The organism is Enterobacter sp. Sphag1F (genome assembly GCF_014193275.1).
Taxonomy (GTDB): Bacteria; Pseudomonadota; Gammaproteobacteria; order Enterobacterales; family Enterobacteriaceae; genus Pantoea; species Pantoea symbiotica.
The window spans coordinates 219,491-241,814 of record NZ_JACHZD010000007.1; the positions used below are offsets into that span (position 1 = coordinate 219,491).

Genomic DNA, 22,324 nt, shown 5'->3' on the forward strand with positions numbered 1-22,324 from the left:
TGATGAAGGAGCAGCGATGAAAGGCATCATTTTAGCCGGTGGTTCGGGCACGCGTTTGCATCCGATCACCCGCGCCATCTCGAAACAGCTGTTGCCGGTGTACGACAAGCCGATGATTTACTATCCGCTGTCGGTACTGATGCTGGCAGGGATCCGTGAAATCCTGATCATCACCACGCCGGAAGATCGTGCCCACTTTGAACGCCTGCTGGGCGACGGCAGTGAATTCGGTTTGCAGCTGGCCTATGCCGAGCAGCCGAGCCCGGATGGGTTGGCGCAGGCGTTTATTATTGGTGAATCCTTTATCGGCGACGATCACTGTTGCCTGGTGCTGGGCGACAATCTTTATTTCGGTCAGGGTTTCAGCCCCAAACTGAAGAAAGTGGCCGCACGCAGCAGTGGCGCGACCGTTTTTGCCTATCAGGTGATGGATCCGGAACGTTTTGGCGTGGTGGAGTTTGATGACGATTTCAACGCGCTCTCCATTGAAGAGAAACCGCAGCAGCCGAAATCGCGCTGGGCGGTAACCGGCCTCTATTTTTACGATAACCGCGTGGTGGAGTTTGCCAAACAGGTGAAACCTTCCGAGCGGGGTGAGCTGGAAATCACCGCCATCAACCAGATGTATCTCGATCAGGGCGAGCTTTCAGTAGAGTTGCTGGGGCGCGGATTTGCCTGGCTGGATACCGGTACGCACGACAGCCTGATTGAGGCGAGTATGTTTGTGCAGACGGTGGAAAAACGGCAGGGCTTTAAAATTGCCTGCCTGGAAGAGATTGCGTGGCGTAACGGCTGGCTGAGCGATGCCCAGCTTTTAGCTGCCGCTCAGGCGCTAACCAAAACCGGCTACGGCCAGTATCTGCTGGATGTTCACAATGCCCGTCCGCGTCAATATTGATCCCCTTACGTGGGAGAATGAGTTCTTCGGTCAGAACAGCGCGCGCTTGTCGCTGGATGGCGATCTGCCGCTGGCCGAGGCGCTTCAGCAGCCGTATGCGCTGTGGCAAGTGAAGGTGCCCGCTGAACGAGTTGACGCCATTGATGCGTTGAGCCAGCACGGTTTTCAGTTGGTCGAAGGCGAAGCCGATCTCACTCTCAGCATCAAACATACTGAGCGGCAAGTTGGCGTGCGCATTGCGCGGGAAGCACAAATCCCGGCACTGCGCGAAGCCGCCGCACAGGCATTTAGCCAGAGTCGTTTCCGTGCGCCGTGGTTTGCGGCGGAGGACAGCGGACGTTTTTACGCGCAGTGGATTGAAAATGCCGTGCGCGGCACTTTCGATAATCAATGTCTGGTGGCCTGCGATGAGCAGGGTGCGCTGCAAGGTTTTGTCTCGATGCGCGAAACTGACGGCGAAATGCGCATCGGTCTGCTGGCGGTATTGCCAGCCGCACAAGGCTGCGGCGTCGGCCAGCGCTTGCTGCTCGCTGCCGCCGACTGGGGCCGCGTGCGTCAGCTAACGCATCTGCGCGTGGCGACCCAGCTCAGCAATCTCACGGCGTTGCGCCTCTATTTACGCAGCGGTGCGCGGCTGGAAAGCACCGCTTACTGGTTCTACAGGAAAGCCTCATGATCCCATTTAATGCGCCGCCGATTGTCGGCAGCGAAGTTGAGTACATGCAATCGGCGATGGCCAGCGGCAAGCTGTGCGGCGATGGCGGCTTTACTCGCCGCTGCCAGCAGTGGATGGAACAACATTTCGGCAGCAAGAAAGTGCTGCTAACGCCATCCTGCACCGCGTCGCTGGAGATGGCAGCGCTACTGATTGATCTGCAGCCAGGCGATGAAGTGATCATGCCGAGCTATACCTTCGTCTCCACCGCCAACGCCTTTGTGCTGCGCGGCGCGACCATTGTGTTTGTCGACGTGCGTCCCGATACGTTGAATATCGACGAAACGCTGATTGAAGCGGCGATCACGCCGAAAACCCGCGCCATCGTGCCAGTGCATTACGCGGGCGTGGCCTGCGAGATGGACAGCATCATGGCGCTGGCGGCGAAGCATAAACTCTATGTTATCGAGGATGCCGCGCAGGGCGTGATGTCGCAGTACAAAGGGCGCGCGCTGGGCACCATTGGTCATATTGGCTGCTTTAGCTTCCACGAAACCAAAAACTACACCGCCGGTGGTGAAGGCGGGGCAACGCTGATTAATGACGCGAAGCTGGTGGATCGGGCCGAGATCATTCGTGAAAAAGGCACCAACCGCAGTCAGTTTTTCCGTGGTCAGGTGGATAAATATACCTGGCGCGATATCGGCTCCAGCTATTTGATGGCGGATCTGCAGGCGGCCTATTTGTGGGCGCAGTTGGAAGCGGCGGAGCAGATTAATCAGCAGCGCCTGCGTTTGTGGCAGCGCTACTACGATGCGCTCCAGCCGCTGGCGGCAGCAGGTCGTATTGAGCTGCCGGTGGTGCCAAAAAATTGCCGCCACAATGCGCACATGTTCTACATCAAGCTGCGCGACAGCGACGATCGCCAGGCGCTGATCAACTGGATGAAAGAGGCGGAAATCCTCACGGTGTTCCACTACATCCCGCTGCACTCGTCGCCAGCGGGTGAACGTTTTGGCCGCTTCCACGGTGATGATGCCTTTACCACGCGAGAAAGCGAGCGTCTGCTGCGCCTGCCGCTGTTCTACAACTTGTCGGATAACAACCAGCGTACGGTGATCAGTTCGCTGCTGAGTTTCTTTGCCTGATGTCATTAGCAAAAGCTTCAGTCTGGACCGCCGCTTCGACGCTGGTAAAAATCGTTGCTGGCCTGCTGGTAGTGAAACTGCTGGCGGTGAGTTTCGGGCCGGAAGGGATCGGGCAAGCCGGTAACTTCCGTCAGTTGATTACCATACTCGGCGTGCTGGCGGGCGCAGGCATCTTTAACGGCGTCACTACGTTAGTCGCGCAACATCAGCAGCAGCCACAGCAGTTACGCGCGGTGACCGGCACGGCTTCGGCGATTGTGCTCGGCTTTTCAACGCTGCTGGCGCTGGTGTTTTTGCTGGCGGCGTCGCCGATCAGCACGGCGCTGTTTGGTCATGCTGAATATGCAAACGTGGTGCGCATTGTCGCCTTTCTGCAACTCGGTTTTGCCTGGGCCAACCTGACGCTAGCGTTGCTGAAAGGTTTTCGCGATGCGCGCGGTAATGCGCTGGCGCTGATTGCCGGAAGTGTAATTGGCGTGATGGGTTATGTGCTGTGCTGGTGGCTGGGCGGCTATGCCGGTGCGTTAGTGGGATTGGCGCTGGTACCGGCGCTACTGGTGTTTCCGGCATTGCTGATGCTGCGTCGCCATCGCGATCAGTTGCCGCTGAGCTGGCTGATGCCAAGCTGGCATCCCGAACTGGCGCGCAATCTGGCGAAGTTTACGCTGATGGCGCTAATCACCTCGTTCACCTTGCCGGTGGCGTGGGTGATGATGCGAAATCTGCTGGCTGAGCAACAAGGCTGGGCGCAGGTGGGTTTATGGCAGGGCGTGACCAGTATTTCCGATGCCTATCTGCAATTTATCACCGCCACCTTTAGCGTCTGGCTGCTGCCCACGCTGGCACGCCTGGAGCAGAAGCCGCAAATCGCCCGTGAGATTGGGCGTGCGCTGCGCTTTGTATTACCTGCCGTTGCAGCGGCCAGTTTCTGCGTATGGATGCTGCGCGATGTCGCTATCTGGCTGCTGTTTTCGCCGCAGTTCAGCGCGATGCGTGACCTTTTCGTCTGGCAGTTGTGCGGAGATGTGTTTAAAGTCGGCGCCTATGTTTTCGGATATCTGGTGATCGCCAAAGCGTCGCTGCGCTTCTATATTCTGACTGAAATCAGCCAGTTTGCCCTGCTGACCGGCTTTTCTCATTGGTTGATTCCGCTGCACGGGACTACCGGAGCCGCGCAGGCTTACATGGCAACCTACGTTCTCTATTTCGCCCTGTGTTGTGGCGCCTTCATGATTTATTGCCGGAAAAAATGACGACTTTTCACGTATTGGGATCGGATATCCCGCATCACAATCATACGGTGCTGCGCTTCTTTAATGACGTGATGAGCGCCGAGCTGCCTGTCGCTGCGCCGCGTCAGTTTATGGTGGTTTCCAGCGCGCCCGAGACGCTGCAAGCGTATAGCTCATTGCAGATTGAAACCTTTGCCAGCAAGCGTGCACTGGCGCAAGCGGTGATAGCGCGTGCCGCCGATCGCTCGCAGCGCTTCTTCTTTCACGGCCAGTTTAATCCCAGCATTTGGATAGCCTTACTGAGCGGCAAACTGCGCCGTAAGCAGGCGTTTTGGCACGTATGGGGCGCAGATCTCTATGAAGAAGGGCGAGGCCTCAAGTATCAGCTGTTTTATCTGCTGCGCAGAATGGCGCAAGGGCGCGTGGCGCGCGTGTTTGCGACGCGCGGTGATTTGCACCATTTTCAACAGCGCCATCCGCGCGTTCCCGCTTCGTTACTCTATTTCCCGACGCGTATGCCGGATGTGGCGCCGCCCGCGTCGGTGGAAAGTCCCGATTTCACTATTCTGCTCGGCAATTCGGGCGATCGCAGTAATCGCCACATTGCCGGATTGGAGGCGATTCGCGCGCAGTTTGGCGAACAGGTAAAAATCGTCGTGCCGCTCGGTTATCCGCAAAATAATCACGCTTACATCGAAGAGATTGCCGCTGCCGCACAGCTCCTGTTCCCGGCGGGGCAGGTGACGTTGCTGCGCGACAAAATAGATTTTGATGCCTATCTGACATTGCTTAGCCGCTGTCAGCTCGGCTATTTTATGTTCGAGCGCCAGCAAGGCATTGGTACGCTTTGCCTGCTGATTCAGGCCAATATTCCGTTTGTGCTGAACCGCAAAAATCCGTTCTGGCGCGATCTCAGCGAACAAGGCTTGCCGGTGCTGTTTAGTGAAGATGCGCTGGATGCGGCCAGCGTGGCCGAAGCGCAACGGCAACTAGCGCAATTTGATCACTCATCGATTGCCTTTTTTGCCCCTGGCTATCTGGCAGGCTGGCGCGACGCGCTAACCCTGAGTGAAAGGGAGAGAACATGAGCCTGATGCAGTTTAGTGGTCTGCTGGTGGTTTATCTGTTTTCGCTGGGTTTCATTCTGACCTTAACCTGGCGGGAATTTAAACGGGTGCGTTTCAACTTCCACCTGTTCTTCACCATTCTCTTTTTGCTGACCTTCTATTTCGGCTTCCCGCTGACCAGCGTGCTGGTGTTCCGCTTTAACGTGGCCGTGGTGCCGCCGGAATACCTGCTGCAGGCGCTGCTGGCCGCTACCAGCTTTTATGCCATCTATTACGTTAGCTACAAGGTGCGGCTACGGCCGGCCAATGCGCCTGCGCATAAGCCCTGGCTGCAGATGAATCGGGTTGAAACCAATCTGACCTGTTTGCTGCTGGCGCTGGTGGCGATTGGCACCGTGACGGTGTTCTTCATGCACAACGGTCTGCTGTTGTTCCGACTTTCGGCTTACAACCAGATTTTCTCCAGCGAAGTGTCCGGCGTGGCGCTCAAACGCTTCTTCTACTTCTTTATTCCGGCGATGCTGATTCGCTACTTCCTCAAGCCAACCCAACGTCAGTGGCTGTGGTTTTTGCTGGTGTCGGTGGCATTTGGCTTGCTGACCTACGCGCTGGTGGGCGGCACGCGCGCCAATATCATCATTGCTTTCGCGCTGTTCCTGTTCATTGGTATTACGCGCGGCTGGATCACGCTGTGGATGCTGGTCGGCGCCGGTGTGATGGCAATCGGCGGTATGTTCTGGTTGGCGCTGCGTCGCTATAACCTAGACGTGGTCGGCGATGAGGCGTTTTACACCTTCCTTTATCTGACGCGCGATACCTTCTCGCCGTGGGAAAATCTGGCGCTATTACTGCAAAACTACGACAAGATCGATTTTCAGGGCCTGGCACCGATTTGGCGCGATTTCTACGTGTTCATTCCCAGCTGGATGTGGCCGGGACGTCCAGCAGCCATTCTCAATAGCGCCAACTACTTTACCTGGGAAGTGCTGAACAACCATTCCGGGTTGGCGATCTCGCCGACGCTGTTGGGTTCTCTGGTAGTGATGGGCGGCGTGTGGTTTATCCCAATCGGTGCGGTGGCTGTCGGCCTGCTGATGAAAGGATTCGATAACCTTTATCTCTATGGTCGCGATACCAGCAATCGCTACAGCGGGGCGATTTTGCAGAGTTTCTGCTTCGGCGCGGTGTTTAATATGATCGTGCTGGCGCGTGAAGGGCTGGATGCTTTCGGCTCGCGCGTGGTGTTCTTTTGTTTGATTTTTGCGGCCTGCATGTGGGCGGCTAAATTGCTTTACTGGCTGTTGGCGCGCGCGGGACTGATTCGTCCGCGCAGCGAGCCGGTTTTACACAGCCCATCATAACCTCTGGGCACAACGGGAAATTCATACCATGGAAACCGATAAGCCGCGCTATAGCCTGCGCGGAGTCGATCTTCACGCCTTCAACGATATGGCAAGCTTTCTGCGCTTTCTGCTGCCCGAGGGCAAACCGCGCTGCGGCACGCTGGTGGCGATGAATGCCGAGAAAATGCTGACGCTGGAAGAAGATGCACAGCTACGCGCACTGATTGCTGAGGCAGAATTCAAATATCCGGATGGCATCAGCATTGTCCGTTCGCTGCGTAAGAAGTATCCCCAGCTGCAGGTGAACCGCATCGCGGGCGCGGATCTGTGGGAAGCGCTGATGGAGAACGCGGGATGCACCGGCATTCCGGTATTTCTGATTGGTGGACGTCAGGCGGTGCTGCAGGAAACCTGCGACAAGCTGCGGCGGCAGTGGAATGTGAATATCGTTGGTAGCCAGGATGGTTACTTTGCGCCTGAAGCACGTGATGCGCTGTTTGCACGTATTGCCGCAAGCGGTGCGCAGATTGTCACGGTGGCACAAGGTTCGCCGCGCCAGGAGCTATTGATGCGTGATTGCCGCGCACATTGGCCGCATGCGCTCTATATGGGCGTTGGTGGCACTTACGATGTTTTTACCGGACACGTTAAGCGCGCGCCCGTTTGGTGGCAAAAATCCGGGCTGGAATGGCTGTATCGCCTCATTCGTCAGCCTTCGCGTCTGCGCCGCCAATTAAAGCTGCTGAAATATTTGCGTTACCACTGGCGCGGCGATCTCTGAAATTGCTGGTTTTTACAGCAAAAATGCGAGGGTAAGCACCTCAAACTGCTGTAATTATCGATGGAATGCACAAAGCGTAATCAAACGCGTTTTTTTTCTAAAAAAGGGCTGGACAGCATGAGGTCAAGCCCGTAGTATGCCCATCCGCAACGGCGCTACGCGCCCGTAGCTCAGCTGGATAGAGCGCTGCCCTCCGGAGGCAGAGGTCTCAGGTTCGAATCCTGTCGGGCGCGCCATTTAGTTTGTGCGCAAGAGCTTCGGTGGTTGGTTAGACCGCGTTATGCAGTGAATTTTAGTAAGCGAGACATGCTTACGCACCAGAATTATGGTGGCTATAGCTCAGTTGGTAGAGCCCTGGATTGTGATTCCAGTTGTCGTGGGTTCGAGTCCCATTAGCCACCCCAGATTTTGCTCGGTCACGCGATGGTGGCGGAATTGGTAGACGCGCTAGCTTCAGGTGTTAGTGTTCTTACGGACGTGAGGGTTCAAGTCCCTCCCTTCGCACCAAGCAAAATTACGCAGTAGCGTTAAAGAAGTAAAAAATCGGCGAGTAGCGCAGCTTGGTAGCGCAACTGGTTTGGGACCAGTGGGTCGGAGGTTCGAATCCTCTCTCGCCGACCATATTCGAAAAGCCTGCTTGAAAAAGCAGGCTTTTTTCGTTTGCACCCACCTTTCGCGTTTGTCGTTCATCCCATCATTTCCATTAAGCATAATTCTGCACATTGTCGCTATTCAGATACATATAACTCACTGATTTATATAGGCATGACAATTCCTTGCATAGCTTGTCGCTTTGCGGAGACAGCTTTTGGGTTATGCGTCGCGATTTACCGACAGTGGCTAACTTCTTAAACGTGGAATGGGTTATATCCTGTTGATACTCATTAACTTATTGCGTTAACTGCAACTTTGGCACGTCTTGTGCAATAATCTCTCTGTAGATGCTCATTCCACCTCTTATGTTTGCTGATGCTACATAAACCTGGGAATGATGCAGAGCCCCTTACGGCATCCGTTGTCCAGCCTGGCAGTATTTGCGCACGCTTTACTGCAGTAAGAAGGACATTACGTTGAGTCGGATGCCATCAGTTGTCTTAACGACCTGATCTTACACCTGCTTATGGCAGGTGTTTTTTTGTCTGCAGTTTATGACAGGCAAAAAAAAGCCGGGACAAGCCCGGCGTGCACAAAAGTAACAATCGTAAAATCAGGCGCTGGGATTGGTCTTCAGCGTCAGTAGCAGTCCTTCGCGACGCATTTTGGCGGCGTCTTCCGGGCGATGCAGGCGGTCGTAAACATCGGCCAGCCAGGCATAATCAAACGCATCAGGACGCTGAGCCAGCGCTTGCTGGAACGCTTCTGCCGCCTGCTGCCATTCACCATGACGCATCAGCATCTGGCCCAGCGTACTGTGCAGCAGCGGCGTGGCGCCATGCTGTTTAATTTGCTGGCGTAGCGCTTTCTCCAGAGATTGCGGATCGCCACTTTTAATACGCGGCATAAGCAATACCAGACGATCGTCATATTGACGTTTCAGACCTTCCAGCACGATGCTCTGTGCGGTGTCCGGATCGTCACACTCGATCAGATGTTCTGCCATCGCCACCTGCAAGGCGGTTTCCTGACGCGTTTTGCGGCTCTGGTTCTGCCACCATTTTTTCAAACCGTCGCTGCCCTGATCGGCCATCGCCTGGTTCATCAGGCCCAGCCAGGCTTGTTGCTGCAAGGCATCGCGCTGTACTTCATCATTGATCTGCACTTTCTGCATTGAAGGCAGAATGTCGAGCAATGCGCTCCATGCGCCGGTACGAATGTAGGCTTGCTCTGCCAAACGCAACACTTCCGGATGGCGCGGCGCGACTTCCAGCAGGCGGTCAACGCCGTGACGTGCAGCGTGATCTTCGTTGCGCGCCAGTTGCAGACGTACGCGCGTGATTTCAACCGGAATAGTGTCGTTCACTGACAACTCAGAAGCGCGCTCCAGATGCTGATTAGCACGGATTTCGTCTCCGCGTTGCTGCGCCGCTTCGGCAGCCAGCAAGTAGTTAGCTACCGGCTGATCGGCGTGGTCGGCATTTTTCGACAGCAGTTTTTCAGCCTGTTTGAAGTCACCTTCCGCCAGTTTCATCAACGCGCTTTGCGTGTGGCGCTGTGCGCTACGACGCTTGCGGCCATTGAACCAGCCGCGTGTACGTGCGCCGGTGCGGAACAGGCGACGCAGAATCCATTCCACCAACAAGATCACCAGCAGGCTGAGAATCAAAATGATCGCCAGGCCCGTTACGCTGGTTTCAATGTTCCAGTTGTCGGTCTGGATCAGCACGTAGCCCTGATGGCCTGCGACCATCGGTCCAACCACAATGCCGGCAATCAGCAGCAGGAAAAGCACCAATACTTTCAGCATGGTTAGCCTCCCTGTTGATCAGCAGCAATCGATGGCTGAGCCAGCAAATTACGCACGCGAGTTTGCATCAGCTTTTCCAGCAGCGGCTGGCTTTCCAGCGTATCCGGCACATCCATCGAAATGCTCTGCTGGCTCAGTTCATCCAGCTGCGCAAGGAAGGCTTTGGTGGCGGCATCGTTGGTGTCGTACCACGCGCGAACCCAGGTTGATACCGCATCGATAGACTGTTTGTAGATCTCATCCTGATGACGCGGTACGGCCTGGGCGGCAATCAGCAGGCGCGAACGAATGTTTTCGCGCAGGTAAACGTCCTGATTCGGAGCCAGCAGCGGCTGTGCGGTGTTATCGCGGCGGCGGATGGTGATGAAATCATCCATAAAGTTGTGCCAGCTTTTCACCAGATTTTGACGCCACTCGTGCAGCGAACTGGAGAGCTCACCGCCATCGGCGTCCATAGGTGAATCATCGCTGTCGTTGTCGGCCAGACGCAAATTATCAACGCCGTTCGACAGCTGATTAAGCTTGAGGATGGTGCCGTCATAATCAATCTGGCTGACCGCGGAGAGTGAACTGATGTCCTGCGTTAAGGCGCGACGCACGTTCATTACGCTTGGATCGTTCATGTCGGCCAGGCTGGTATCGGCACTTTTCAGTAACGCTGCTGCCGTGGTGACATCCTGATCGCTCCACAGTTTGCGGCCCGCCAGTTTGACGAGGTAATCCGCCTGCGCCAGCAGCCAGGTACGCGTGTCGTTTCCAGAGATGGTGGCGACTTTATCGCGCAGGGTTTCCAGCTCTTTAGCGCTGTTATCCTGCTGCGTGCGCGTCTCTTGCAAGGCACTGTTGGCGCTAGCAAGCTGTTGTGTCAGTTGCTGTTTGTCGCTGCCGAGTTGCTGCTGCAAGGCGCTCAACTGCTCACTGAGATTCTGATTAGTTTGAGCCTGTAAATCGGCCTGGTGTTTCCCATTAAGGTAAAGTCCCGCCCCAATCGCCAGCGCAATCACAATCGCCACTGCACTCAGCACCTTGCCATCGCTTTTTTTATCGCGTGGTGGCTTAGTTGCTGGAGAGGGAGAATTGTCCGCTGGGGTGGTTTCTTCAACCATGGCGGAGGAGGCTTTTTGTTCCGTCATTATGGCTCATCCCATTGTTAAGTTCAGCGTAACGCGCGCAGCAGCGCGTCGTTATCGGCACCATCGGCTACATCAATGTCCTGCCAGCCTAATTCAGCGGCTTGCGTAGCCAAACGTTCACTGACGACCACAAGCCGACAGTGTAGTAACCATTCCCGACGATCAATTGGCGGAAACAGAGAAAAGAGTTGTTGTAACATTTCGCCGCTGGTGACCACCAGCGTTGTAATGCCGCGATCGCGCCAGCGGCGGCCTTCCGTCGCGCCGTTGTAGTGCTTTTCACAACGCTGATAACACTCGCAATATTGCACCTCAGCGCCGCGCTCAATCAGCGTTTCCGCCAGCAACTCGCGCCCTGGGCTGCCGCGCAGAATCAGCGCGCGTTTGCCACTGACCTGCTGCAGACGATTCAGGCGCACCAGCTCTTCACTGGTCTCTCGCGCATGAGGATAGTCTACTTTTAGATTACTGACGGTATGCAGGGCTAAAGCAGTACTGCGGCCAATAGCATAATAGTTGAGAGCTTCAGGCCACGTAATCGCGCTCTGCTGTAAAGCGGGTTCGGCGAACGTGACGACCTGCTGCGACAGCAAAAACACCAGATCGCCTGGCTGGAGCGCAGCAAGTCGCTTGGGTAGATGAATAAGATCGCGACCCGGCGTGAATTCAATCAGCGGAAGGCTCCATGCCAGCTTGCCCAGGCTGCGCAAACGCGAGACCAGTTCAGTGGCGGCCGGTTCCGGGCGGGTCACGAGGATGGTCATGCTGGCGGTTGACCTTGATAGACTTCACGCAGAATGTCGCGCGCGCCGCCATCCAGCAGCTCTTCGGCCAGCGAAATGCCCATTTTTTCGGCGTGATCGCGCGGACCACGGCGCTCGCCCACCACCATTTGACTGCCGTCCGGTGAGCCGACTAATCCGCGCAGCCACAGCTGATCGTCTTCCAGCACCGCGAAGCTGCCTATTGGCACCTGACAACCGCCTTCCAGCCGCGTATTCATCGCACGTTCGGCACGCACGCACACGGCGGTATCGTCATGATTCAACGCCTCTAGCAGCGTAATTAATTGTTCATCATCCACGCGGCATTCAATGCCGACAGCGCCTTGACCCACAGCTGGCAGTGAAATCTCTGCAGGCATTGCCTGACGAATGCGATCTTCCAGCCCTAAACGCTTCAAACCCGCCGCCGCCAGAATGATGGCGTCATATTCACCGGCATCGAGTTTGCCAAGACGCGTGCCGACGTTGCCGCGCAGCGAGCGAATCACTAAGTCCGGACGGCGGGCGCTAAGCTGACACTGGCGGCGCAGGCTGGACGTCCCGACAACCGCGCCTTGCGGCAGCTCATCAATACTGTTGTAACGATTGGAGACGAAAGCATCGCGCGGATCTTCACGCTCGCAAATGGTCACCAGACCGAGACCTTCTGGAAAATCGATCGGCACATCTTTCATCGAGTGCACGGCGAGATCGGCGCGTCCTTCCAGCATTGCCAGCTCGAGCTCTTTAACGAACAGCCCTTTGCCGCCAACCTTTGCCAGTGGCGTATCAAGAATGACATCACCTTTGGTGACCATCGGCAGCAGCTCAACTTGCAGACCCGGATGAGCCGCCATCAGGCGCTGCTGGACATATTGTGCCTGCCACAGAGCAAGGGGACTTTGTCTGGTAGCAATTCTGAAAATTTTGTTTAACATGCTGTTAACCATTTTGATCGTTCATCGAATATCCTATCATTGATAGGGGAATGCTGTCAGTTTCAACGGATTGAAAAGGCCGCGATGTCAGACTGTGCCTGGATCTTGAGGGTCGCAGTTTAGAGTCGAAGTCTGAAAAAAGCAGAGCTACGGTCGGAACATGCTAAACTGTTAAGTAGCGCAACTTTCTTTACGGTCAATCCTCCAGGTGTTAGATTGATCACGTTTCCAGCAATTATTTGCCCAATATATTTATTATTAAGCGGCAAAATTCGGAAACAGGGTGCTTAACACTGGGACAATCAGGCGAAACGTCTTGTACCTCTACATTGAGACACTGAAACAGAGACTGGATGCGATTAACCAGCTGCGTGTAGATCGCGCACTGGCTGCCATGGGACCTGCTTTCCAGCAAGTCTACAGTCTGCTGCCAACATTATTGCACTACCATCATCCACTGATGCCTGGCTACGTTGAAGGTAACGTTCCGCATGGCGTCTGCCTCTACACGCCCGATGAAAACCAATTTCAGCTGCTGCAGAACTTAGCGGGCGGTCAACCGCTCGAGCTCAGCTCTGCCGTGGCAGGCGAACGTCCGATTACCGGCATTTACTCAATGGGCAGCACTTCGTCCGTTGGGCAAAACAGCATCTCCGATCTTGATATCTGGGTGTGCCACCAATCGTGGCTGGATAATGAAGAGCGCCTCAATCTGCAGCGTAAGTGTACGCTGTTGCAGAAATGGTGTGTGTCGATGGGTGTGGAAGTTAGCTTCTTCCTGATTGACGAGAACCGTTTCCGCCATAATGAAAGCGGCAGCCTCGGCGGTGAAGATTGCGGTTCTACCCAACATATTTTGCTGCTGGATGAGTTTTACCGTACCGCCGTGCGTATGGCGGGTAAACGCATCCTGTGGAATATGGTGCCCGGTGAAGAGGAGCACCATTACGATGATTACGTCATGTCGCTCTATTCACAAGGCGTTCTGACGCCGAATGAGTGGCTGGATCTCGGCGGGCTTGGCACGTTGTCTGCGGAAGAGTACTTCGGTGCCAGCTTGTGGCAGCTATATAAAAGTATCGATTCGCCGTACAAAGCGGTGCTTAAAACCCTGCTGCTGGAAGCCTACAGCTGGGAATATCCCAACACGCAGCTGCTGTCGATGGACATCAAGCAGCGCCTGCACGACGGCGAAATTGTCTGCTTCGGTCTCGATCCTTACTGCATGATGCTGGAGCGCGTGACGCGCTATCTCACCAGCGTTGATGACATGGCGCGCCTCGATTTAGTGCGTCGATGTTTCTATTTAAAAGTGTGTGAAAAGCTCTCGAGCGAAGATCACCATCATCAGCGCACTGGCTGGCGCCGCGAGATTCTATCGCAGCTGGTTAAAGAGTGGGGCTGGGATGAAGAGAAGTTAGCGGTACTTGATAACCGCGCGCAGTGGAAAATCGAACGCGTACGTGAAGCGCATAATGAGCTGCTGGATGCGATGATGCAGAGCTATCGCAACCTGATTCGCTTTGCGCGCCGCAACAATTTAAGCGTCAGCGCCAGCCCGCAGGATATCGGCGTGCTGACGCGTAAACTGTATGCCGCATTCGAGGCGCTGCCGGGTAAAGTCACCTTAGTGAACCCGCAGATTTCGCCCGATCTCTCGGAAGAGAATCTCACCTTTATTCACGTTCCGGCGGGCCGCGCCAATCGTGCCGGTTGGTATCTGTATAACCAATCGCCGGACATGAGTTCCATCATCAGCCATCAGCCGCTGGAATATAACCGCTATCTGAACAAGCTGGTGGCGTGGGCGTGGTTTAACGGTTTGCTGACCAGCAAAACGCGTCTGCATATGAAAGGCAACGATCTGTGCGATCTGCCACGTTTGCAGGAGCTGGTGAACGATGTGTCGAGCCACTTCCCGCTGCGCGTGCCGGCACCGACGCCAAAAGCGCTCTACAGCCCGTGCGAAATTCGTCACTTAGCGATTATCGTCAATCTTGAGCACGATCCTACCTCGGCGTTCCGCAATCAGGTGGTGCATTTTGATTTCCGCAAGCTGGATGTGTTCAGCTTCGGTCAGCAGCAGCAATGCCTGATTGGCAGCATCGATCTGCTCTATCGCAACTCGTGGAATGAAGTGCGTACGCTGCACTTCAACGGCGAGCAGGCGATGATTGAAGCGCTAAAAACCATTCTGGGCAAAATGCATCAGGATGCTGCGCCGCCGGATACGGTAGAAGTGTTCTGCTATAGCCAGCATCTGCGCGGTTTGATTCGTACTCGCGTGCAGCAGTTGGTTTCGGAATGCATTGAGCTGCGTCTGTCGAGCACGCGTCAGGAACCGGGCCGCTTTAAAGCGTTGCGCATGGCGGGCCAAACCTGGGGCTTATTCTTCGAACGCATGAGCGTGTCGGTGCAGAAGCTGGAAAACGCCGTCGAATTCTATGGCGCGATTTCTAACAACAAGCTGCACGGCTTGTCGATCAAAGTGGAATCGAACCAGACGCCGTTGCCGCCGGTGGTGAATGGCTACGCCAGCGAAGGCATCATTCAGTTCTTCTTTGAAGACACCAATGACGATCGCGGCTTCAACATCTATATCCTCGACGAAACCAATCGCGTTGAGGTTTATCACCATTGCGAAGGCAGTAAAGAAGAGCTGGTGCGCGACGTGAGTCGATTCTATTCGTCGTCGCATGACCGTTTTACCTACGGCTCCAGCTTTATCAATTTCAACCTGCCGCAGTTCTACCAGATTGTGAATACTGGCGAACGTTTCCAGGTGATTCCTTTCCGCAGCCAAACGTTAACGCAGCTCTGCGCCACGCAGCCTGACAACGACAACGGCGACTTCCAGCCACGCTACCAAATGCATTGATCCCGCCTGCGTTCGCGCGGCGGGATGCGCTGTTACTCTGACCTGCCGCAGGAAATGCGGCTATTTCCTGTTGCTTTTACAACGTCAACTGCGATGATAAGCAACCATGGCTTAAGGACAGAAGAGCAGACAGAATGATACGAGTGATGAGTCAGCTGGGTATGGCGCTGGCACTGGTCAGCCTGGTAGGCTGTGGCCTGAAAGGACCGCTGTATTTCCCGCCGAAAGATCAGCCAAACAAGCCGAAACAGCAGGTCACCGAGCAGCAGCAAAAAGCCGCTCAGGATGCTGATGTCGGTGGTTTGGTCACCAGCAAGCCTGGTTCGCAGGCGAACTAAAATCTATGAGTAATCCGGCGGAGCAGAAAATGCAGTTCTCAAAAATGCACGGTCTCGGCAACGACTTTATGGTCGTGGATGCTGTGACGCAAAACGTCTTTTTTTCGCCGGAACTGATTCGCCGCCTGGCGGACAGAAATCTGGGGATCGGTTTTGATCAGCTTCTGATCGTCGAACCGCCTTACGATCCGGATCTCGATTTCCATTACCGCATTTTCAACGCCGATGGCAGCGAAGTCGCGCAGTGCGGCAACGGCGCTCGCTGTTTCGCCCGCTTTGTGCGTCTGAAAGGGTTGACCAACAAAAGCGACATTCGCGTCAGTACACAAACCGGGCGCATGGTGCTCAGCGTTACCAATGATGAGCTGGTGCGCGTCAATATGGGACAACCGAACTTCGAACCGCAAAGCGTGCCGCTGCGTGCCAATAAAGCTGAGAACCTTTATTTGCAGCGTGTTGCCGATCAAACCGTGATGTTTGGTGCGGTATCGATGGGCAATCCGCACTGCGTGATTCAGGTAGAAAGCGTGAAAACCGCGCCGGTGGAAACGCTCGGTCCAGAGCTGGAAAGCCACGAGCGTTTCCCGGAGCGCGTTAACGTCGGTTTCATGGAAGTGGTCAATCGTGAACACATCCGTCTGCGCGTGTACGAACGTGGCGCGGGCGAAACCCAGGCTTGCGGCAGCGGCGCTTGTGCGGCGGTGGCCTGCGGCGTTCAGCAGGGCATTTTGGCGGAGAATGTCCGCGTCGATTTGCCGGGCGGAACGCTGCATATTGCCTGGAAAGGGGAAGGGCAACCGCTGTTTATGACCGGTCCTGCCACACACGTCTACGATGGGTTTATTCATCTATGAAAAATGTCGAAGAGCAGACCGAAAGCGAGGTTTTGCTGGACGATCAATCGGTAAGCGCATTTCTGCGTGAAAACCCCGATTTCTTTATTCGCAATGCGCGCCAGGTTGAACAGATGATGGTGCCGCATCCGGTACGCGGCAGCGTTTCACTGGTGGAGTGGCATATGGCGCGTCAGCGTAACCACATCCAGCAGTTGGAAGAGGAGATCACGCTGCTGATGGAGCAGGCAACGGCTAACCATCAGCTGTTTGATCGCCTGCTGGCGCTACAAGGTCATCTTGCCGCCGCCGACAGCTTGCAAGAGATGCTGACGCGTTTGCACCGCTGGGCGCGCGAACTCGGTCTGGCCGGTGCGCACGTGCGTGTGTTCAATGACAAGTGGCACATCGGCGCACCGTCTGATTTCACCCAACTCGGCTTGTCACGTCAGGCATTCGAACCATTGCGCATTCAGCGCTTCGGCAATGAACATCACTATCTCGGCAGCCTCAACGGCCCGGAATTGCTGCTGTTGTTGCCGCAGGCCAAAGCGATTGGCTCGGTGGCGATGTCGCTGATGGGCGAACGCGGCGAGCTGGGCGTATTGATGTTTACCAGCCGCGATAATCAGCACTATCAGGCAGGCATGGGCACGCTGCTGCTGCAGCACCTGGCGCAAATGCTGCCGGATCTGCTGTCACGCTGGATTGAACGCGCATGAGTCACGTCAGTCCGCTGCTGCCGGCCGTGGATGACTTTCTGCGTTATCTGAAGGTCGAACGCCAGCTCAGTCCGCTGACGCAAAAGAATTACCAACGGCAATTGCAGGCGATTATGGCAATGGCCGATGAGATGAAGCTGACGAGCTGGTCGCAGCTGGAACCGGCGCAGGTGCGCAGCCTGGCGGCACGCAGCCGCCGTGGCGGTTTAGGCGCCAGCAGTCTGGCGCTGCGCATGTCGGCGCTGCGCAGTTTTCTCGACTGGCAAGTACATCAAGGCATGTTAAGCGCCAATCCCGCCAAAGGCATTTCCACGCCGCGTAACGCGCGCCATCTGCCGAAAAACATGGACGTCGATGAAGTTAACCAACTGCTGGAGATCGATCTCAACGATCCGCTGGCGGTGCGCGATCGCGCGATGCTGGAAACCATGTACGGCGGCGGCTTGCGTCTCTCCGAGCTGGTGAATATGGATTGTCGGCACATGGATTTGGAAGCGGGCGAAGTGCGGGTGCTGGGTAAAGGCAGCAAAGAGCGCCGCGTACCGATTGGCGGCACGGCGGTCACCTGGATTCAGCACTGGTTATCGCTGCGCGATAGCTTTGCGCCGCAGGATGATGCGGTGTTTGTCTCCAGCCGCGGCAGCCGAATTTCGACGCGCAACGTGCAGAAGCGTTTTGCCGAATGGGGCATCAAGCAAGGCGTTGCCAGCCATATTCATCCGCATAAACTGCGCCACTCTTTTGCCACGCATTTGCTGGAATCGAGCGGCGATCTGCGCGCGGTACAGGAACTGCTCGGCCACGCTAATCTGGCGACTACGCAAATCTATACCCATCTGGATTTCCAGCATCTGGCGACGGTTTATGATGCGGCCCATCCGCGTGCCAAACGAGGAAAGTCTTAATGAAGTTTTATCGTCCGCTCGGCCCGATCAAAGCGATCACTTTTGATCTCGACGACACCTTGTATGACAACCATCCCGTGATCCGCAAAACCACCGCCGAATCGCATGCAGCACTGCAGGCGTATCATCCGGCGCTGCGTGAATTCACCCCGGCGGATTATCAGGCGCTGCGTAATGAGTTGCTGGCGCGCGAACCGGAAATTTATCACGACGTGTCTGAATGGCGCCGCCGCTCGGTGGAGCTGGCGCTGCTCAATGTCGGCTTGCCGGCATCAGAAGCCAGCGCCGGTGCCAGCGACGTGATGAGCGTGTTCCATCAGTGGCGCAGCGAAGTGACCATGCCGGAAGAGACGCATCAAACGCTGACGTGGCTGGGCGAGCGCGTGCCGCTGGTGGCGATTACCAACGGCAATGCCTGTCCGGAAAAGCTCGGTATCCATCACCACTTCCAGTTCGCGCTGCGTGCCGGTCCGCACGGTCGCGCCAAGCCGTGGCAGGATATGTATCATCTGGCCGCTGAGCGTTTGGACATCGCGCCACAGCACATTCTGCACGTCGGCGACGATCTCACCACCGATGTTGCCGGTTCGCTGCGTGCCGGGATGCAAGCCTGCTGGATCAACCTGCGTGAAGGCAATCTGATGAAGATCGACGATGCGCGTTTGCTGCCGCATGTTGAAATTGATCGGTTGGCATCTCTGACCTCGCTGCTATAATAGCTGTAAATTTATCCAGTAACTGGATGCTCTCCTTTTTTAGACGGTGCTTATGGACGTTTCTGATCTGCTTGACGGCTTGAATGACAAACAGCGCGAGGCGGTCGCCGCACCGCGCAGCAACCTGCTGGTGCTGGCCGGAGCAGGCAGTGGCAAAACCCGTGTGCTGGTGCATCGCATTGCGTGGCTGCTGTCGGTAGAGAACTGCTCACCGTATTCGATTATGGCGGTGACCTTTACCAATAAAGCGGCGGCAGAAATGCGCCATCGTATCGATCAGCTGATCGGCACCAGCCAGGGCGGCATGTGGATTGGTACCTTCCACGGCCTGGCGCACCGTTTACTGCGCGCGCATCACCTGGATGCCGGTTTGCCGCAGGATTTTCAGATTCTCGACAGTGACGATCAGCTGCGTCTGCTGAAGCGCCTGATCAAAGCCATGAACCTTGATGAGAAACAGTGGCCTGCGCGTCAGGGCATGTGGTACATCAACGGCAAAAAAGATGAAGGTCTGCGACCAAAACACATCGAAAGCTATGGCAATCCGGTTGAGCAAACCTGGCTGCGCATCTATCAGGCGTATCAGGAAGCCTGCGATCGCGCCGGTTTAGTGGATTTCGCCGAGCTGCTGCTGCGCGCCCACGAACTTTGGCTTAACAAGCCGCATATCCTCAACCATTACCGCGAGCGTTTCAGCAACGTGCTGGTGGATGAGTTCCAGGATACCAACAACATTCAGTACGCGTGGATTCGCATGCTGGCGGGTGATACCGGCCGCGTGATTATCGTCGGCGATGACGATCAGTCGATTTACGGCTGGCGCGGTGCTCAGGTAGAAAACATCCAGCGCTTCCTGCAGGATTTCCCCGGCGCAGAAACCATTCGCCTGGAGCAGAACTATCGCTCGACCAACAACATTCTGAAAGCCGCGAACACGCTGATCGCCAACAACAATGGCCGCCTCGGTAAAGAGCTGTGGACCGACGGCAGCGATGGCGAAAAGATCTCGCTCTACTGCGCATTCAACGAGCTGGATGAAGCGCGCTTTGTGGTCAATCGTATTAAAAGCTGGCATGAAAACGGCAACGCGCTGCAGGATTGCGCCATTCTCTATCGCAGCAACGCCCAATCGCGTGTGCTGGAAGAGGCGCTGCTGCAAGGCAGCATGCCGTATCGCATTTATGGCGGCATGCGCTTCTTCGAGCGTCAGGAGATTAAAGATGCGCTGGCCTATCTGCGTTTGATGGCCAATCGCAATGACGATGCGGCATTTGAGCGTGTGGTGAACACGCCGGTGCGCGGCGTGGGCGATCGTACGCTCGACGTGGTGCGCCAGACCGCGCGCGATCAGCAACTCACTTTATGGCAGGCCACGCGCGAGCTGTTACAGAACAAAGTGTTAGCCGGACGCGCCGCGTCGGCGCTGCAGCGCTTCTGCGAGCTGGTCGATTCACTGGCCAGCGAAACATCCGAGATGCCGCTGCATGTGCAAACCGATCGCGTGATTAAAGACTCCGGATTGTGGGTGATGTACGAGCAGGAGAAGGGCGAGAAAGGCCAGGCGCGTATTGAAAACCTTGAAGAACTGGTCACGGCAACGCGCCAGTTCAGCTATCAGGACGAAGACGAAGATCTGATGCCGCTGCAGGCGTTTTTGTCGCATGCGGCGCTGGAAGCGGGCGAAGGCCAGGCCGACAAATGGCAGGATGCGGTGCAGCTGATGACCATGCACTCGGCGAAAGGGCTGGAGTTCAGCCAGGTATTTATCGTCGGCATGGAAGAGGGCATGTTCCCGAGCCAGATGTCGCTGGATGAAGGCGGTCGTCTGGAAGAGGAGCGTCGTCTGGCTTATGTCGGCGTGACGCGTGCGATGGTCAAGCTGACGCTCACCTATGCCGAAAGCCGTCGTCTTTATGGTAAGGAAGTGTATCACCGTCCATCACGCTTTATCGGCGAGCTGCCGGAAGAGTGCGTGGAAGAGGTGCGTTTGCGCGCCAGCGTCAGCCGTCCAGTGAGCCATCAGCGCATGGGTACGCCAATCGCGCAAAACGACAGCGGCTTCACGCTCGGCCAGCGCGTGCGCCATGCCAAATTCGGCGAAGGCACCATCATTAACCTCGAAGGCAGCGGCGAACACAGCCGTTTGCAGGTGGCGTTTCAGGGCCAGGGAATCAAGTGGCTGGTGGCGGCTTATGCCCGTCTGGAAACGGTGTAGCGCGGTTGCGCTACCTTGACGACTTTTTCGTCTCAGCGTAACATGCGCGCACTATTATCATGAGAGGACAATGCCTTGGACGCGCCCAGTCGATGCTGGCTCAATCACCTGTTTAACAGGAACTCCTAAGGTTACCTCTTTTAGCTGGTAGCCTTAGCGGTTATCAGCGACCTCCCTTTTTTACTCTCGTCGCGTGAGTTAGCACTGATTTACCCTTGAAGCGAAAGTTTCCGTTCAGGCTTCGCCGTGCCCGTAATCTACAGTGGTCACCGCTTTGTCCCATTCCGAAAAAATGGGGAGTTATTGCTATGCTGAGCGCATTTAAACTCGATCGTAATCGCCTGACGCGCATCGAGCTGGAAGAAGACAACGACAAACTCAACACGTCTGTTTGGGTCGATCTGATCGAACCCGACGACAGCGAACGCGATCGCGTGCAGTGCGAGCTCGGCCAGAGCCTGGCAACGCGTCCGGAGCTGGAAGACATCGAAGCCTCGGCGCGTTTCTTCGAAGACGAAGACGGCCTGCACATTCACTCCTTCTTCTTCTTTGAAGATGCCGAAGACCACGCGGGCAACTCCACTGTGGCATTCACCATCCGCGAAGATCGCCTGTATACGCTGCGCGAACGCGAGCTGCCAGCTTTCCGTCTCTATCGCATGCGTGCGCGCAACCAGATGCTGACCGATGGCAACGCCTATGAGCTGCTGCTGGATCTGTTTGAGACCAAAATCGAACAGCTGGCGGATGAGATCGAGAACATCTACAGCGCGCTGGAGAAACTCAGCCGCGTGATCATGGAAGGCCAGCAAGGCGAAGAGTACGACCAGGCGCTGTCACGTTTGGCGGAGCTGGAAGATATCGGCTGGAAAGTGCGTTTGTGTCTGATGGATACCCAGCGCGCCCTCAACTTTCTGGTGCGCAAAGCACGTCTGCCGGGCAACCAGCTGGAGCAGGCGCGTGAAATCCTGCGCGATATCGAATCACTGCTGCCGCATAACGAATCGCTGTTCCAGAAGGTTAACTTCCTGATGCAGGCGGCGATGGGCTTCATTAACATCGAGCAGAACCGCATCATCAAGATCTTCTCGGTGGTATCGGTGGTGTTCCTGCCGCCAACGCTGGTGGCATCAAGCTACGGCATGAACTTCGAGTTTATGCCGGAGCTGAAATGGAGCTTTGGTTACCCGGGCGCGATTAGCCTGATGATCCTCGCCGGCCTGGCGCCGTACCTCTATTTCAAACGCAAGAATTGGTTGTAACCTATCTCAAGTCCAGGTCGTCATGAATGACGACCCTACAAAACCGCTCATGACAAACGTAGGGTCGCCATTTATGGCGACCTGGTAGATAA

Annotated in this window: 19 protein-coding genes and 4 tRNA genes; 19 read left to right on the forward strand and 4 right to left on the reverse strand. The window is 55.8% G+C overall.

Going from position 1 to position 22,324, the window contains the following annotated elements; genetic code table 11:
- The first annotated feature begins 16 nt into the window (after positions 1 to 16).
- The 11 genes from rfbA to FHW71_RS20675 all read left to right on the forward strand — a co-directional run bounded on the left by rfbA (position 17) and on the right by FHW71_RS20675 (position 7,745).
- Complete coding sequence (gene rfbA, locus FHW71_RS20625; protein ID WP_008105754.1) at positions 17 to 898, forward strand: glucose-1-phosphate thymidylyltransferase RfbA; 882 nt, start codon at positions 17 to 19, stop codon at positions 896 to 898.
- Positions 876 to 1,574: a dTDP-4-amino-4,6-dideoxy-D-galactose acyltransferase gene (gene rffC / locus FHW71_RS20630; protein WP_179452832.1), complete on the forward strand. Its 699-nt coding sequence runs from the start codon at positions 876 to 878 to the stop codon at positions 1,572 to 1,574. The genes rfbA and rffC overlap by 23 nt, the downstream gene beginning before the upstream one ends.
- Positions 1,571 to 2,701, forward strand: coding sequence for a dTDP-4-amino-4,6-dideoxygalactose transaminase (rffA, locus tag FHW71_RS20635; RefSeq protein ID WP_008105756.1), 1,131 nt, complete (start codon positions 1,571 to 1,573; stop codon positions 2,699 to 2,701). The genes rffC and rffA overlap by 4 nt, the downstream gene beginning before the upstream one ends.
- Positions 2,701 to 3,954, forward strand: a complete 1,254-nt coding sequence (gene wzxE, locus FHW71_RS20640) for a lipid III flippase WzxE (RefSeq protein ID WP_179452831.1) — start codon at positions 2,701 to 2,703, stop codon at positions 3,952 to 3,954. Before rffA ends, wzxE begins: the two co-directional genes overlap by 1 nt.
- The gene (locus FHW71_RS20645; RefSeq protein WP_179452830.1) at positions 3,951 to 5,021 is read left to right on the forward strand and encodes a TDP-N-acetylfucosamine:lipid II N-acetylfucosaminyltransferase; all 1,071 of its coding nucleotides are present in this window, start codon (positions 3,951 to 3,953) and stop codon (positions 5,019 to 5,021) included. Before wzxE ends, FHW71_RS20645 begins: the two co-directional genes overlap by 4 nt.
- Positions 5,018 to 6,361: an ECA oligosaccharide polymerase gene (gene wzyE, locus FHW71_RS20650; RefSeq protein ID WP_179452829.1), complete on the forward strand. Its 1,344-nt coding sequence runs from the start codon at positions 5,018 to 5,020 to the stop codon at positions 6,359 to 6,361. Before FHW71_RS20645 ends, wzyE begins: the two co-directional genes overlap by 4 nt.
- Before the next feature lie 28 nt (positions 6,362 to 6,389).
- Positions 6,390 to 7,124 carry a lipopolysaccharide N-acetylmannosaminouronosyltransferase gene (gene wecG, locus FHW71_RS20655; RefSeq protein WP_179452828.1) on the forward strand — a complete coding sequence of 245 codons (735 nt, stop codon included), beginning with the start codon at positions 6,390 to 6,392 and terminating at the stop codon, positions 7,122 to 7,124.
- A gap of 159 nt (positions 7,125 to 7,283) precedes the next feature.
- Positions 7,284 to 7,360: transfer RNA gene (locus FHW71_RS20660), tRNA-Arg, on the forward strand.
- A 92-nt stretch (positions 7,361 to 7,452) separates the two neighbouring features.
- Positions 7,453 to 7,528, forward strand: a tRNA-His gene (locus FHW71_RS20665).
- A 16-nt stretch (positions 7,529 to 7,544) separates the two neighbouring features.
- A tRNA-Leu gene (locus FHW71_RS20670) sits at positions 7,545 to 7,631 on the forward strand.
- A 37-nt stretch (positions 7,632 to 7,668) separates the two neighbouring features.
- Positions 7,669 to 7,745 (forward strand) — tRNA-Pro (locus FHW71_RS20675).
- Positions 7,746 to 8,331: 586 nt separating this feature from the next.
- Here the strand turns inward: FHW71_RS20675 and hemY are convergent.
- The 4 genes from hemY to hemC are packed head-to-tail and all read right to left on the reverse strand — an operon-like array spanning position 8,332 to position 12,363.
- On the reverse strand, positions 8,332 to 9,528 hold the full coding sequence (gene hemY, locus FHW71_RS20680; RefSeq protein WP_179452827.1) for a protoheme IX biogenesis protein HemY: 1,197 nt from the start codon (positions 9,526 to 9,528) through the stop codon (positions 8,332 to 8,334).
- 2 nt (positions 9,529 to 9,530) lie between these two features.
- Positions 9,531 to 10,661 (reverse strand): uroporphyrinogen-III C-methyltransferase, encoded by a 1,131-nt coding sequence (gene hemX / locus FHW71_RS20685; RefSeq protein WP_179452826.1) that lies wholly within the window; start codon positions 10,659 to 10,661, stop codon positions 9,531 to 9,533.
- A 23-nt stretch (positions 10,662 to 10,684) separates the two neighbouring features.
- Entirely contained in the window at positions 10,685 to 11,425 is a 741-nt protein-coding gene (gene hemD / locus FHW71_RS20690; RefSeq protein ID WP_179452825.1) for a uroporphyrinogen-III synthase, read from the reverse strand.
- A complete protein-coding gene (gene hemC, locus FHW71_RS20695) occupies positions 11,422 to 12,363 on the reverse strand; it encodes a hydroxymethylbilane synthase (RefSeq protein ID WP_179452824.1) in 942 nt (313 codons plus the stop codon). The genes hemD and hemC overlap by 4 nt, the downstream gene beginning before the upstream one ends.
- A gap of 316 nt (positions 12,364 to 12,679) precedes the next feature.
- Between hemC and FHW71_RS20700 the strand changes: the two genes are divergently transcribed.
- The 8 genes from FHW71_RS20700 (at position 12,680) to corA (ending at position 22,232) form a co-directional block, all read left to right on the forward strand.
- The gene (locus FHW71_RS20700; RefSeq protein ID WP_179452823.1) at positions 12,680 to 15,241 is read left to right on the forward strand and encodes a class I adenylate cyclase; all 2,562 of its coding nucleotides are present in this window, start codon (positions 12,680 to 12,682) and stop codon (positions 15,239 to 15,241) included.
- Positions 15,242 to 15,375: 134 nt separating this feature from the next.
- Entirely contained in the window at positions 15,376 to 15,579 is a 204-nt protein-coding gene (locus FHW71_RS20705) for a lipoprotein (protein ID WP_008105771.1), read from the forward strand.
- Between the two features lie 29 nt (positions 15,580 to 15,608).
- Entirely contained in the window at positions 15,609 to 16,433 is an 825-nt protein-coding gene (gene dapF, locus FHW71_RS20710) for a diaminopimelate epimerase (protein WP_008105772.1), read from the forward strand.
- Entirely contained in the window at positions 16,430 to 17,134 is a 705-nt protein-coding gene (locus tag FHW71_RS20715) for a DUF484 domain-containing protein (RefSeq protein ID WP_061719368.1), read from the forward strand. The genes dapF and FHW71_RS20715 overlap by 4 nt, the downstream gene beginning before the upstream one ends.
- Complete coding sequence (gene xerC / locus FHW71_RS20720) at positions 17,131 to 18,039, forward strand: tyrosine recombinase XerC (protein WP_154156862.1); 909 nt, start codon at positions 17,131 to 17,133, stop codon at positions 18,037 to 18,039. The genes FHW71_RS20715 and xerC overlap by 4 nt, the downstream gene beginning before the upstream one ends.
- Positions 18,039 to 18,755, forward strand: a complete 717-nt coding sequence (yigB, locus tag FHW71_RS20725; RefSeq protein WP_179452822.1) for a 5-amino-6-(5-phospho-D-ribitylamino)uracil phosphatase YigB — start codon at positions 18,039 to 18,041, stop codon at positions 18,753 to 18,755. The genes xerC and yigB overlap by 1 nt, the downstream gene beginning before the upstream one ends.
- 52 nt (positions 18,756 to 18,807) lie before the next feature.
- Positions 18,808 to 20,970 (forward strand): DNA helicase II, encoded by a 2,163-nt coding sequence (gene uvrD, locus FHW71_RS20730; protein ID WP_008105776.1) that lies wholly within the window; start codon positions 18,808 to 18,810, stop codon positions 20,968 to 20,970.
- Between the two features lie 308 nt (positions 20,971 to 21,278).
- Complete coding sequence (gene corA, locus FHW71_RS20735; protein WP_008105777.1) at positions 21,279 to 22,232, forward strand: magnesium/cobalt transporter CorA; 954 nt, start codon at positions 21,279 to 21,281, stop codon at positions 22,230 to 22,232.
- Positions 22,233 to 22,324: the final 92 nt, after the last annotated feature.